Origin of the sequence: Staphylococcus simiae (genome assembly GCF_017357005.1) — a bacterium.
Taxonomy (GTDB): domain Bacteria; phylum Bacillota; class Bacilli; order Staphylococcales; family Staphylococcaceae; genus Staphylococcus; species Staphylococcus simiae_A.
In genome coordinates this window covers 684,427-698,411 of the sequence record NZ_CP071589.1, presented here as the reverse complement: position 1 = coordinate 698,411, position 13,985 = coordinate 684,427, and the positions used below count along the sequence as shown (strand labels likewise).

Annotated in this window: 16 protein-coding genes; 8 read left to right on the top strand and 8 right to left on the bottom strand. The window is 29.9% G+C overall.

The features are described 5' to 3' along the window. Positions 1–42: 42 nt before the first annotated feature. The 7 genes from ltaS to J3R86_RS03095 form a co-directional block, all read right to left on the bottom strand. Positions 43–1,983 carry a lipoteichoic acid synthase gene (gene ltaS / locus J3R86_RS03125; RefSeq protein ID WP_207518022.1) on the bottom strand — a complete coding sequence of 647 codons (1,941 nt, stop codon included), beginning with the start codon at positions 1,981–1,983 and terminating at the stop codon, positions 43–45. Positions 1,984–2,355: 372 nt separating this feature from the next. After that, positions 2,356–3,360, bottom strand: coding sequence for a 5-oxoprolinase subunit C family protein (locus tag J3R86_RS03120; protein WP_207518021.1), 1,005 nt, complete (start codon positions 3,358–3,360; stop codon positions 2,356–2,358). Continuing rightward, positions 3,338–4,054 carry a 5-oxoprolinase subunit B family protein gene (locus J3R86_RS03115; protein ID WP_207518020.1) on the bottom strand — a complete coding sequence of 239 codons (717 nt, stop codon included), beginning with the start codon at positions 4,052–4,054 and terminating at the stop codon, positions 3,338–3,340. Before J3R86_RS03115 ends, J3R86_RS03120 begins: the two co-directional genes overlap by 23 nt. A 91-nt stretch (positions 4,055–4,145) precedes the next feature. Then, on the bottom strand, positions 4,146–4,319 hold the full coding sequence (locus J3R86_RS03110) for a hypothetical protein (RefSeq protein ID WP_242685743.1): 174 nt from the start codon (positions 4,317–4,319) through the stop codon (positions 4,146–4,148). Between the two features lie 234 nt (positions 4,320–4,553). After that, entirely contained in the window at positions 4,554–5,162 is a 609-nt protein-coding gene (locus J3R86_RS03105; protein ID WP_207518018.1) for an aminotransferase class IV, read from the bottom strand. Continuing rightward, complete coding sequence (locus tag J3R86_RS03100) at positions 5,162–6,313, bottom strand: chorismate-binding protein (RefSeq protein WP_207518017.1); 1,152 nt, start codon at positions 6,311–6,313, stop codon at positions 5,162–5,164. Before J3R86_RS03100 ends, J3R86_RS03105 begins: the two co-directional genes overlap by 1 nt. Continuing rightward, a complete protein-coding gene (locus J3R86_RS03095; protein WP_207518016.1) occupies positions 6,297–6,890 on the bottom strand; it encodes an anthranilate synthase component II in 594 nt (197 codons plus the stop codon). The genes J3R86_RS03100 and J3R86_RS03095 overlap by 17 nt, the downstream gene beginning before the upstream one ends. 335 nt (positions 6,891–7,225) lie before the next feature. Here J3R86_RS03095 and queC point away from each other — a divergent pair, with 335 nt between their 5' ends. The 8 genes from queC to J3R86_RS03055 all read left to right on the top strand — a co-directional run bounded on the left by queC (position 7,226) and on the right by J3R86_RS03055 (position 13,127). Continuing rightward, the gene (queC, locus tag J3R86_RS03090; protein WP_207518015.1) at positions 7,226–7,897 is read left to right on the top strand and encodes a 7-cyano-7-deazaguanine synthase QueC; all 672 of its coding nucleotides are present in this window, start codon (positions 7,226–7,228) and stop codon (positions 7,895–7,897) included. A gap of 2 nt (positions 7,898–7,899) precedes the next feature. Then, entirely contained in the window at positions 7,900–8,331 is a 432-nt protein-coding gene (queD, locus tag J3R86_RS03085; protein ID WP_207518014.1) for a 6-carboxytetrahydropterin synthase QueD, read from the top strand. Continuing rightward, positions 8,324–9,037 carry a 7-carboxy-7-deazaguanine synthase QueE gene (queE, locus tag J3R86_RS03080; protein WP_207518013.1) on the top strand — a complete coding sequence of 238 codons (714 nt, stop codon included), beginning with the start codon at positions 8,324–8,326 and terminating at the stop codon, positions 9,035–9,037. The genes queD and queE overlap by 8 nt, the downstream gene beginning before the upstream one ends. 202 nt (positions 9,038–9,239) lie before the next feature. After that, positions 9,240–9,821 carry a hypothetical protein gene (locus J3R86_RS03075; protein ID WP_207518012.1) on the top strand — a complete coding sequence of 194 codons (582 nt, stop codon included), beginning with the start codon at positions 9,240–9,242 and terminating at the stop codon, positions 9,819–9,821. 576 nt (positions 9,822–10,397) lie between these two features. Beyond that, a complete protein-coding gene (locus tag J3R86_RS03070) occupies positions 10,398–10,829 on the top strand; it encodes a DM13 domain-containing protein (protein ID WP_207518011.1) in 432 nt (143 codons plus the stop codon). Positions 10,830–10,938: 109 nt separating this feature from the next. Continuing rightward, positions 10,939–11,412, top strand: a complete 474-nt coding sequence (locus J3R86_RS03065) for a DoxX family protein (RefSeq protein WP_207518010.1) — start codon at positions 10,939–10,941, stop codon at positions 11,410–11,412. Then, positions 11,387–12,073 (top strand): response regulator transcription factor SaeR, encoded by a 687-nt coding sequence (saeR, locus tag J3R86_RS03060; RefSeq protein ID WP_207518009.1) that lies wholly within the window; start codon positions 11,387–11,389, stop codon positions 12,071–12,073. Before J3R86_RS03065 ends, saeR begins: the two co-directional genes overlap by 26 nt. Before the next feature lies 1 nt (position 12,074). Continuing rightward, positions 12,075–13,127, top strand: coding sequence for a two-component system sensor histidine kinase SaeS (locus tag J3R86_RS03055; RefSeq protein WP_207518008.1), 1,053 nt, complete (start codon positions 12,075–12,077; stop codon positions 13,125–13,127). Positions 13,128–13,333: 206 nt separating this feature from the next. Here the strand turns inward: J3R86_RS03055 and J3R86_RS03050 are convergent, their stop codons facing one another. Continuing rightward, positions 13,334–13,846 (bottom strand): hypothetical protein, encoded by a 513-nt coding sequence (locus J3R86_RS03050; RefSeq protein ID WP_207518007.1) that lies wholly within the window; start codon positions 13,844–13,846, stop codon positions 13,334–13,336. Positions 13,847–13,985 lie beyond the last annotated feature (139 nt).

The following is a 13,985-nucleotide window of genomic DNA, read 5'->3' as shown; positions in this document are numbered from 1 at the left end:
CGAATTGAGTTCTTCACTCAATTCGGATTTAATGAATATTTATTATTTCTTTTCGTTACCTTTTGGTCCAGTTTCATATTTGTATTTAGCTGGATTTACTTTTTTGAAATCAGGATTATCATAAAATCTGAATAAATCTCCATTTAAGACATTGTCACTCATTTCAAGATCTTTTTCGACTTGATTTTTATTCTTATCAAAGTCTTTAGGTTTAGTTGTTAATTGTTCATTATCTTTATTTGAATAAATCTTACCATTTACAAATTTATAATCTTTAGTAATAAAGTCACCATTTCTAAATGGAATAACTTGTTTGTGATCTTTAGAGAATAAATCCGTTCCAAACATGAGATAGTTTTTAGTGTCAATACCTACTAAATGTAATATTGTTGGCATAACATCAACTTGGCCAGCATATTCTTTATTAATACCACCAGATTTGCCTGGTATTTTAATCCAGAAACCAGTTCTATTTAAATCAGCAAATTTTGCTGGTGTAATTTTCTCACCTAATAATTTTTCCATCGCATTATTATGATTTTCAGATATACCATAGTGGTCACCGTAAATCATAATGACAGAGTCTTTATATAGACCTTTTTTCTTCAAGTCATTAACATATTCTTCCAACGCTTGGTCAAGGTAGTGTGCTGTTTGAATATATCCATCAACAGTAGAATCACCAGTATTAGGTTTTTCAATTGATGCATCTTTTTCATCTAAAGTGAATGGATAATGGTTTGTTAACGTAATTAAATGTGAATAGAATGGTTGCTTCATTTTCGCTTGATAATTCGCTGAATCTTTGAAGAACACTTTATCTTTCAAACCTAAATTTACTACGTTATCATCCGACATATCATAATAAGTAGCATCATAGAATTTATCAATACCAAAATGTTTATAAATTTGGTCTCTATTCCAGAATGTTTTGTAGTCACCATGCATTACATCAGATGTATAGCCTTGTTTTTGGTCTAAAATAGCTGGTAATGATTGATACGTATTGTCACCTTTTAATGAAAAAGCAGAACCTTGTGGTAAACCGTAAAGACTGTTATCCATAGTAAATTCTGAGTCAGAAGTTTTACCTTGTCCTGTTTGGTGGAAGAAATTAGGGAAATACGTAAAGTCTTGATTACCACTTGATAATTTATTTAAGAATGGCGTAACTTCTTTACCATTAACCTTTTTGTTGATTAAGAACGTTTGGAAACTCTCTAAGTGAATTTTAATGATATTTTTCTTCTTAGCCACACCATAATACTCTGGATTTGGTTGTGTATGTTTTTGTTTAGTGTAGTTAAGTACTTTAGTTAAATCATCTTCAGATGCTAATGCTTTTTGTTGATTATTTTGTATCGTTTTAACACCATCATATACAGTAAAGTTATATGGTCCTAGATATTTAACTAAATACTTATGGTCAAATGTACGTGTTAATAGTTCTGGTCTATCTGTCTCTGCAAATGCTAAATTCAAGAAGAATAAAGCAACAGCCGTTGCCATTACCACTGGTACAAATTTCTTACTGAACGCTCTAGTATCTAGCCATTTACTACGGAAAATAAGTACAAATAGATAAATTATAGTGTCTATGAAATAAACAAAGTCATACCATTTAAATGATGCACTTACTGCGCCTCCCATAGATTCAACATTCCCCACTTGATTTAGTGTACTGAATGTTAAAAAATCGGAGAAAAATCTAAAGTAAACAACGTTTGCATATAGTAGGAAAGTTAATAAGAACCCACCAACAAACATAAACCAAAATGCTTTTTTTCCTTTAAAAAATAAGAAGACACTTAATACAAGTGCTATTAAACTATATGGGTTCATTAACAAAATTAAATTTTGTACTAACCCTTTAACACCTAAAGAAAAATCAACATAATAAGAAAAATACGTCTTCAAAGTGATTGTAATAACTGTTAATATGAAGAACGCAAAAAGACTGATTTTCTTTTTTTGTGGACTCATAATTCTTTCCCCCGTTATGTTAATTATTAAATACGCTTAATCTAGTTATAATCTAACAAGATCGGATTTAACATCAACATGTTAATTATTAAAAATATAAATGCTCTAATATGTGACGTGTTCTGTTAGAACTTATAAAATAGTTTGTCATTGTTTAATTTATTGATATTATTTTGTAATCAAATTGTAATAATAAACATAGCTCAATTAATTAATATAGAGTAATTTTAGTCAAAATTCAAGTAAAAACACACTTTTCTATGTAAATAAATTAATATAATGACTAAATATTTTGGCATGCCTTCTTATTCAATCATACTTTAAAATGATTTTTAATACATCAATCGCAAGGCGTATATTAGTATATATTACTTATTTATTCATCTCTAATTGCATTCTATATTCAATGCCATGAAATAGTTGATTTAACCAATTACTATATTTAACTAAGTTCTTTTCAGCAGTTTCAATATCTATAAATTGAAACTTTAATCTAGCACCTTGGGGTTTTTGTGCTAATTTAGTTAAATGATAGCTAGCAATAGTACCAAGTTGTGGATAGCTACCTAAAGTATAATGATCATTCAATAAAATAATTGGCGTGCCATCTCTTTTTATTTGAATCGTTCCTTTTTTTACTGTTTGATATGGCGGCATATCATCATAAAAAGCTTTAATTTTTTCACCTTCAAGAATCATTCCCATACGATTAGCTTTACTCGTTACTTTGTAATCATATTTTGTAAAACGATTAATGGCATCTTCTTTAAAATCTTGAGTCCCTTTATTTTTAATGATATGGAATACATCCGACATATAATTAAATGATAATGCATAGCCATCGATACCCCAATCTGTCTTCTTAGTATCTGCTAAATTTTTAAATAGTTTATAATGACGTGACGTATAGTCTCGTTTTAATTCTATTTGATCACCATTTTGTAATTTTCTTCCATAAAAACCACCAATTTTTACGTTAAAATCCGTTGAGTAAGAACCTAACCAAGAACTAAGTTTGAATCCTCCACCTACAGCTAAATATACACGAGAAGTATAACTCGTCTCTTTAAAACGGAGTACATCACCTTCGTCTAATAAATATAATTTATAAGGTTGTATAGCCATATTTTCTGTATAGGCTTTGACATGTCCACCAGCTAAAGCAATCAATGTTGGTTCTGTAAAACGTATAGTTGGCATTTTATTCGTCATTTCAAGTGTAGCTTCGTGTTTATCATTAGCAACTAAACGATTAGCAATTTCATGAGCCAATGTATCTAAAGCACCACACGCTATAACGCCATCGTGTTCATAACCTTTTCTGCCAAAGTCTTGAAAGCTACTAAATAACCCACTATTTTCTATTATGATTGACATGATCAAACGCTCCCAATTCTATTTCATTTTCTTTAATTTGTTTAAATTTAACGTTATCTCCTAACTTCAGTAACGCGAAATCATCATTATTAGGATTGAATAATGTTAAAGGAGTAAAACCAATGACAAGCCAGTCATTATATGTATCTGTTGTCACAATGCCACACTTTTTCCCTTCAATAACAACTGATCCAGCCGGAATAAATTTTTTGCGATTACTCGTATGATTAACAAATAATTTTTTGTTCATACCTGTTAAATAAGGGAAGCCTGGTGAATAACCCATCATAGAAACAAAATATTGGCTATTGGTATGTAAGTTTATAAAAGTATCTAAAGACATGTTGTATTCTTTTAATAATTGTGTTAAATCAGGACCATAGGTACTGCCATAAATAACCGGTATTTCAATGTCGCTTTGGCTATTAAAGTCATGTTTAATATCTAAATGAATCGACTCTACTAATGCCTTCATATATAAGAATGGTGATTGTATATTATGATGTTTAATCATGTCTCTAGCATCATAGCAAATCATCATATCAGACTCTGTTGGTACAATTTCTGTAATAAACGGATAGTTTTGTTTAACTAAATAGTCACGTAATGTTAATAGATCTTCAGTTAAACTTTTAGAAACTTCTTTTTCTATGGCAATTACTATAGCTTGGTCTCCTTGGCTATATATTTTCATTATGTCACCTCATCATCATTTTCATTACGTTATAAAACTTAAGATACATATATTTGCTATTGTCTTGATACTTAGCGCTAATTATCAATAGTTATGAATGATAAAATAAATCCATAATTTTTATCATATATGGCATCATCGCTTGAATTAATAAATAAACAAAGACACAACAAACTATAGTAACTATTGTAGCTACAATTCGTGCTTGATATATATGTTGTTGATCCATCAAATGATTAACCATTCGTCGACTAAAATATGTCATTATAATAATTAATAACATAAACAATATTGTCATAATATACTCCCATGGGAGTAGGACAGAAATAATTGTTCCTAAACAAGTCATTTCGTGATCCCACTCTGGCAAGACTGACTAACATTATAAAATGTTGATTTATCAACATTTCATAATACAGACAGGTACTGCCAATCGCAAAATTTTCTTATTGAATCTTTTTTGTCTCATACTCTACTAGTTAGATATTTAATATTAATTTTAAATGTTAATACTGACCTCGGCAACCTCTCTTAAGCTATTAATAAGATATATGCGAACTGTGTCACTTTTTATTTTTTTAATTAAATCGTTTTTGAAGTAATTTTTCTCTTGTACTTGTTCATTATCGATTAATTGTTGTCGCATACATCCTTTTAAAAAGTCTTCTTCATAGATTGGTGTATACCACATACCATTCTCTTCTATAACTATATTACCAATATCAAATTCTAATATTTTCCCTTTATTATCATATAGTAATATTAAATCTGTCATATGCATATGTGCTAAATGCTTTCTATTAGTTGTCTTGTTTGTAACAATTTCCCTTGGTACATGCTGACTTGCCTTTTCAAATTGAGCTGTAAACATTTCCTTATATGCTACCGGTGCAGCTATATAATCAAACTCACCTTGTCTATTCAATGAAATTTTTAAACGATAAATTCCTTGTACATAGTTTACTTTTAATAATGATATCAAATTGTTCCAATCTTCAAGATTAAATGTAAAGCCTAATTGCTGACTTGACTGTTGTATACGTTGTGTATGATATTCCAATCTTGGAATATCCCCATGGTCTATTTTCATTGTTTCAAATAATTGCATTATAACATCTCCAAAAGCTTCGTTTTATCATAAAATTCTTGCACTTCATCCTCGGCTACAGAATTTATTGTGATACCTGCACCAACACCGTATATAGCTTGATTATTGCGATACTCAATCGTGCGAATTGGAATATTGAAAATCATCCTCGCATCTCGTGTAGGTAATAATAATCCTATTGTCCCACAGTATATCGATCTCACGGAAGTTTCTAATGAGCGAATGTATTTCATCGTATTTAATTTAGGTGCACCTGTAATCGAACCGCATGGAAATAGCGCAGTCAAAATATGATGTAATTGTTGATTGTTAAAAAGTTGGCCACACACCATCGAAGTCATTTGAAAAACTGTCTTATACTGTTCTATAAAAAATAATTTATATACTGCAATAGTTCCTTGTTTAGCAATTCTAGAAATATCGTTACGTAATAAATCAACAATCATGACATTCTCTGCTTGATCCTTCGTTGAATTTGCCAATGTTTTATAGTTCTTTTCATCTTCTTGAGCTGTTTTTCCTCTTGGCATAGTACCTTTCATTGGTTTACTTACTATCATGTTGCTTTGACTTTTAAAGTCTCCTTTTTGAAAAAATAACTCCGGAGAAATGGAAGCAACTTTAACTTCATCAGTGTCCATTAGTACTGTATAATTACCGTTACTTTCTTGTGTTAAATTATAATACAATTCAGAGATTGGATAAATGATACGATCAACTAATCTCGTCGTATAATTAACTTGATAAGTATTTCCTTCAACAATAGCTTGTTGAATCTGCTTAATATTATTCATCATAGTTAATTGTGACGTTTCAAAAGCAAATTGATGTTTAGGCTTACGTATGACTTTATGGCTATTATCACTTGGTTGCCATTCCACTTTGTCAAAGCTATAGGCTACAGCATATACTTCATCCTGCTGTAAATTATATGTGGCCATATTGGCATTAAAATGTTGAGCCGCTTCATAACTAAGATACATTGCAACATATCTTCCAAGTCGTTGTTGCTGTTCAGCAAAGTTTACAACTTCTGCAACCGATGCCAATGATTGAGCAACACATTTATTAACATATTCATGACATGTTAAATGATAAGTTTCATAGTCGTCTTCATTAATATAATAGCGGTAATTAAATATTATCGTCATCAGCGTGCTCTACCTCCTGCAAAAACAATTTAATCTGTTCATGTCCAAATTCACTAAGAATGGACTCTGGGTGATATTGCAAACCATATAATGGTAAATAATTATGAGCAATTCCCATAATCACATTATCTTTATTTCGGGCTGTAACAATGATATCTGGAGGCAATGTTTCAATATCAGCCATTAATGAATGATATCTCATAGCATTAAAGTCTTGTGGTAACCCTTGAAATAATCCATGATTATTATGTTGAATAGCTGTTGTTTCACCATGCACAGGATAATTATTACATATAACATCTCCACCAAAATATGTATATAAAATTTGAAACCCTAAACAGACACCTAGAATTGGGATATCATTAGCAAACATTGATAATACATCATACAAAATAGGATAATCTTCTGGCTTACCCGGTCCAGGTGAAATAACAATAGCACTTGGTATATGATGTTGTAGATAAGATAGTGATAGTTCATTAATTGATATGACTTCAATATTTTCTTTAGTTTGAGTAGCAAAATAGTCTATTAAATTATATGTAAATGAATCATTGTTATCTATAACTATAATCATTTTAAACTCCCACTTTGTTCATTATTTATTACCATTTTAATTAGTAATACTTAATATCATCATTAAGCAACCTTGATTTTCATAGATAGATAGTTTATTCTAATCAACGTAACTAAAATAATATTCAGAGGTTCCTAGCTGAAACCCTCTATAAAAAACTAGACATTGAAATTAAAAACTTTTGTTGGTACTACTATTATTTATATTATAGAAGTAAACCATTTCTTTCGTCTATCTTTTATGGAGATAGGCTTTTTTTATTGTACTAAAAGACATTTTAACGAAAACAAACTTTGATATTATAATTTATTCTAAAATTTATAGGAGCGATAACTATGACAGAAAGCGTATTGCAAAATGAAAAAGCACTCGTAGTATTTAGTGGCGGTCAAGATAGTACAACTTGCTTATTTTATGCTAAAAAACATTTTAAAGATGTCGAACTCGTAACGTTTAATTATGGACAAAGACACGATAGCGAAATTGAAGTTGCCAAACAAATAGCTGAAGAACAATGTTTAAAACACCATGTTTTAGATATGTCATTATTGTCTCAACTTACACCTAATGCTTTAACTAATCATGATATGGAAATCAGTAATAATGAAGATGGTATCCCTAATACTTTTGTCCCTGCCCGCAACTTATTATTCTTATCTTTCGCTGGAGCGTTAGCTTATCAAATTGATGCCAAACATATCATTACCGGTGTGTGTGAAACAGATTTTTCTGGTTACCCAGATTGTCGTGATAACTTTATTAAATCTATGAATGTTACTTTAAGTCTTGCTATGGACAGGGACTTTGTCATCCATACACCTCTTATGTGGCTAGACAAAGCTGCTACATGGGAACTTAGTGATGAATTAGGTGTCTTAGATTATATTCGTAACAACACGATTACTTGTTATAACGGTGTTATTGGTGATGGTTGTGGTAAATGCCCATCATGTCAGTTACGTCAACGTGGTTTAACACAATATCTAGAAAGAAAAGGAGCTAAATAATTATGCTACAACAAATTTATCCAAGTACTGATCACCCTTTTCAATTTGAACTTAATAAAGATTTTAATTTTTCTGCTGCTCATTTTATTCCTAGTCAAGATGCTGGCAAATGTATGCGTACTCATGGACATACTTATTTTGTAAACTTGACTATTGCTGGTGATGAATTAGATCATAATGGTTTTTTAGTTAATTTTAGTTATTTAAAAAAATTAATTCATGATCAATTTGACCATGATTTATTAAATCAATTACCTGCCTTTGAAGGTCAGACACCTTCTACTGAAGTAGTAGCACAAAAAATATATAGTATCGTACAAGAAGAATTAAATACTAGAGACAATCACCCACAATGTGTTCAAGTATATTTACGTGAAACACCAACAAGTTACGTTGTATTTAGACCAAAGGAGCGTAAACAATACCATGGCTAAAGTTCCAGTATTAGAAATATTCGGACCAACAATTCAAGGTGAAGGTCGTGTTATTGGGCGTAAAACCATGTTTGTCAGAACTGCAGGTTGTGATTATCGTTGTAGTTGGTGCGATTCAGCATTTACATGGGATGGCAGTGCAAAAGATGATATTCAATTGATGACTGCTGAAGAAATATATGATCAATTAGTCAAAGTTGGTGGAGATAGATTTAACCATGTAACTATTTCTGACGGCAACCCCGCTTTAATTAAAGGTATACAAGAATTGGTCGATTTATTTGACGCCAAAGGTATTGTTTCTGCTCTTGAAACGCAAGGTAGTAAATTTCAACCATGGATGACACAGATTGATGATTTAACGATTAGCCCTAAACCTCCAAGTTCTTCAATGACACCAGATTTAGCAAAATTAGACGAAGTTATTTCACAATGTGTCAAGTCATCATTAAATCTAAAAGTTGTTATTTTTGATGATAATGACTTTGATTTTGCCAAAATGATTCATCATCGTTATCCAGACATTCCTTTTTATCTTCAAGTAGGTAATCCCTATTTAGCTGATAACGTTGAAAACCATACAGCTAAATTATTACACAGATATGAACAATTAGTTGATATGGTCATCGATAGCAATGATATGAATGATGTTTATGTATTACCACAACTACATACATTATTGTGGAGTAATATGAAAGGTGTTTAACTCAGATACTAAGACAAAAAGCATTCTATACTTAATAAGATGATATCAATGGTAGTATCTGTTTAAATTGCGAATGGAACAGAAATATTTGATTTAAAACAAATTATTTCGTAGTACTACTTCATTATAAGTCTTATATAATGAATAAATAGATATATATTGATATAATTATTTATCAAAGTATAACGAATAGGAGTTAGACATGATCTCATATATTTTAATTAATATCGCTGTCGTCATACTTATAACTGGTTTAGATATATATCGACATCGACTGAAACATTTATCTTTAAGTGCTATGCTACTTGCAATAACTATTAATACAATAATAAATACATTTATATTAGATAAATTTAATTTTATTACTTTAACTACTATTAGCATGTTTATTATTTGGACATTGTTACAAATCTATATAGATAATAAAATATCTCGTGCACTAATAAGTGAACAAAAATTTATTGCCATCATATTAACTGTTGTTGTCAGTTTAACGCAACGTGTTACTGATTATTCAAGTACACAATCAATTTATATGTCTGTTCCATTTTTAGCACCAACCATCTTCTTAATCGGTTGTATATTTTTATTTGTAGCAACATTCCACAATGAATATAACCAATCAAACAAGAAACAATATCGCTTTCTAACTATTGGCTTGGTCATCATTAATATATCTTTTATTGTTATGATGATACTAACACCATATTGGTATTTATATTTAATTATTTATATGATTTTCATGTTATTTCTTTTTTGGCAAAAAATATTTAACTTCAATTAGTACACTAGTAAACAACGACTTCATTATTAATGATGATCGTTGTTTTTTATTGTTCATTTAATAATGTTCTCTATTTTTTAGGACTGATATATAAAAAGTGAATAAATTAAAATATAAATCATTTTGAAGCCGAGACTCCTGAGGTAGGGACCCAACACAGAGAAACTGTGAAACAGTTTCTACAAGAAATGCAAGTTGGGCAACAGTGCTAGTCGAAGACCGGGGCCCCAACAAAAAGAAACTAATCATTTAGTTTCAACGGACAATGCAAGTTGGGGAGGCTGAGACAGCACCCTAGGAAGGGACCCAACACAGAAAAACTGGTTATCCAGTTTTTTCATGCAATGCAAGTTGGGCATAGCGAGGCTTAAAAATAATTATGTATCAGTCCAATTTGTTAGAGAACCTTTTTTTATTGTTCATTTAATAATCAACACCATTTAACATTCATTTTATTACAAGATTATTGCTAAATTTTAACTTCATTTAATTGTAATTAAGAAATAGTTAATGGTATCTGAAACACCTTCATTTTAAAATTAACTTATAAAAAAATTTAGAAATGAGGAACTTAATATGAATACTAAATATTTCTTTGCAGCAGGAGCAATTGCAACCGTATTATCTTTATCAGCATGTGGTAATTCAAATAATGACAATCATTCTGACAACAAAACTAAAAATGAAGATACAAATATCAAAACAGATACATCAAAACATTTAACGGGTACTTTCTCATCTAAAAATGGAGAAAAAGTTGAAGGAAAAGCTGAAATTAAAGATGGTAAATTAATGTTAACAGATTACAAATCTTCAAAAGGTCCAGACTTACATGTCTATTTGACTAAAAATGGAGATATTAAAAATGGTAAAGAAATTTCAACTGTAGATTATGATAAAAAAACTCAAACTTTCGACTTAAAACATGTTGATTTGAATAAATACAACGAAGTTACGATTTACTGTAAAAAAGCACATGTTATTTTCGGTGGAGCTAAATTAAAATAATATATACAGTTATTAAGGTGTCTGATTACTGCATTGATTAGACACCTTAACTTACATCTAACAATTTAAGTTAACTAACAACATTATAAATAGAAAGTGTGTGAACATCATGAAAACATTACAACTTATTTTAATCTTTATCGTACGTCTAGTTTCAGGAATAATTATGTTACAACAAGGTTTTGAAAAATTAACTGGTAACTTTACTTTAAAAGGACTTGTACCTGTTATCAAAGATAATACTGATTCCCCAGTATGGTATAAATGGTTCTTTGAACATGTCGTTGCCCAATCCACTTCATTATTTGATTTAGTTATACCTTTAGGGGAATTAGCTATTGGATTAGGATTACTATTCGGTGTACTTTCTTATGCTGCTAGTTTCTTTGGTGCCTTTGTTATGCTAAATTATATTTTAGCAGATATGATTTTTACTTATCCTCTTCAACTTGCTTTATTTATTATATTATTAATGCATCAAAATACATTGAGACAACTTTCACTCCAATCCGTTATTCATTATATTAAGTCCTTTAAAAATAGAGGTGAAAACAAACATGACGCACATCCTTCTCGTAGATGATGAACAGGATATTGTTGATATATGCCAAACATATTTTGAATATGAAGGTTATCAAGTTACAACAACAACGAACGGACATGAAGCTATATCATTATTATCGCATGACATAGACATTATGATACTAGATATTATGATGCCCGAAATTAATGGCTATGATATTGTTAAAGAAATGAAACAACAACAATTAGATATACCTTTTATTTACTTAACTGCCAAAACTCAAGAACATGATACTATTTATGCTTTAACTTTAGGGGCTGATGATTATATTAAGAAACCATTCAGCCCTAGAGAACTCGTTCTACGTACCAATAATTTATTAAATCGTATTAAAAAGTACCAACATCACCCTATCGATCAATTAAACTTTGATGAACTTTCTCTCTGTAATTTAAGCAAAGTTATAACAATTAATGGTCATGATTTGACAATGCGTATTAAGGAATTTGAATTAATTTGGTACTTAGCATCAAGAGAAAATCAAGTCATTTCTAAATCTGAATTACTTGAGAAAGTTTGGGGATATGATTTTTATGAAGATGCCAATACTGTAAATGTGCATATTCATAGAATTAGAGAAGAATTAGAGAAAGAATCATTTACTTCTTATACGATAACTACTGTTTGGGGACTTGGATACAAATTTGAAAGGAGCAGTTAGTATGTTATCAATAAGAAGTCAAATTGTAATTAGTGTTATTAGCACTGTATTACTAACAACAATTATTTTAGCAATTGCTTATAAATTAATGTGGTTCAATGGTCATATGACTGTCACTTTAACATTAACAACCATTATTACAAGTTGCCTAACTTTATTAATATGCAGTGTTTTTATAAATCCTTTAATTCAAAAGATAAAGCATTTTAATATTAAAACTAAGCAGTTTGCTAATGGCAATGTCATAACTAATGATCACGATTTCACTTCACCAAAAGAAATTTATGAATTAAATCAGTCTTTTAACAAAATGGCCGATGAAATTACGCAACAAATGAATCAAATTAAATCTGAACAGCAAGAAAAAAATGAGTTAATTCAAAATTTAGCTCATGATTTAAAAACACCTTTAGCAAGTATTATTTCATATTCAGAAGGGTTAAGAGATGGTATCATTTCTAAAGATGACGAAATCAAAGAGTCATATGATATTTTAATTAAACAAGCTAATCGTTTATCCTCATTGTTTGATGCAATGACACATATCATTACTTTAAATACTGGTAAGACTTATCCCACAGAATTACTCCAATTAGACCAATTATTAGTATCAATTTTACAGCCTTATGAGCAACGTATAAGACAAGAAAATCGCACGTTAGAAGTCAATTTCTGTAGCAAAGTAGATGCATTTTATCAATATAGGATTCCTCTTGAGCGTATATTAACTAATTTACTAGATAATGCCATTAAGTTTTCTAGTATTGGTAGTCGCATTGACATCTCTATTAAAGACAATAAAGAATTACATACGATAGATATTGCTATTAAAGATGAAGGGATTGGTATATTACCTGAACTTCAACATCGCATATTTGAACGTACTTTTAGAGTTGAAAATTCTCGTAATATTGAAACTGGAGGTTCAGGATTAGGACTTTATATTGCACAGGAATTAGCTCAACAAATCCATGCGCAAATTACAGTCAACAGTGATATTGATAAAGGCACTACTATGATTGTTAGTTTAAAAAAATTGCACATGCATAGTTGAAAATCAAATAATAAAATGGGAGGGGGACAGAAATAATTATTTCAAAACAAATTATTTCGTAGGCCCACCCCGGCAAGACTGACTAGGTTTGTAAAATGTTGATATATTAGCATTTTACAAACCAGACAGTTACTGCCAAATACTTAATTTTAAGTGTAAAATGCTTTTTGTCCCAACCTCATTTATGATTCAATCTTTTATGCTTGTTACTCTGTATAACCTGCATTAGCTTTTTGTACATCACTTCTAGCTTTCCATTGCTCAAAGCTTTCATTTTCATCAGCATAATTCCAACCTGCACCACCGCCACCAGCACCTTTAGCTTTTTCCTCTGGTGACATATGCGTTAAATTATACTGCGCCTGCTTTGCGTTTAAATAATCTTGATATTCTTTATTCTTCATACTTTGAATAGCATATTCTGAATTAGTTAAGCCATTATGCTCTGATCTACTTTCTTCTTGTAAACGTTGATTCGCCTCAGCTTGTGTCTCAACATGATTATTTTGATTATTATTTATCTCGCTATTTTCATTTATCTCGCTATTTTCACTTATGTCGCTATTTTCTTTGTCATTCTTATGTATATTACTTGTCTTATTCTCCTTATTATCTTTATGTTCTTCATGATTATTAGTTGTTTTACTATCTTTATCATTACAACCCGTTAATATAATTGATGCACTAACTCCAGCTACTAATAAATGTTTAATTTTCATGCATGACCATCCTTTTATTTTTTATAATTATATTTTAACACAATATATTTTTTGAAGTTATATTAAATATGAATTATTGTATTTCAATATACTAAAAATTGTAATAAGTCAAATATTATCAACATTCATTATTATAAAA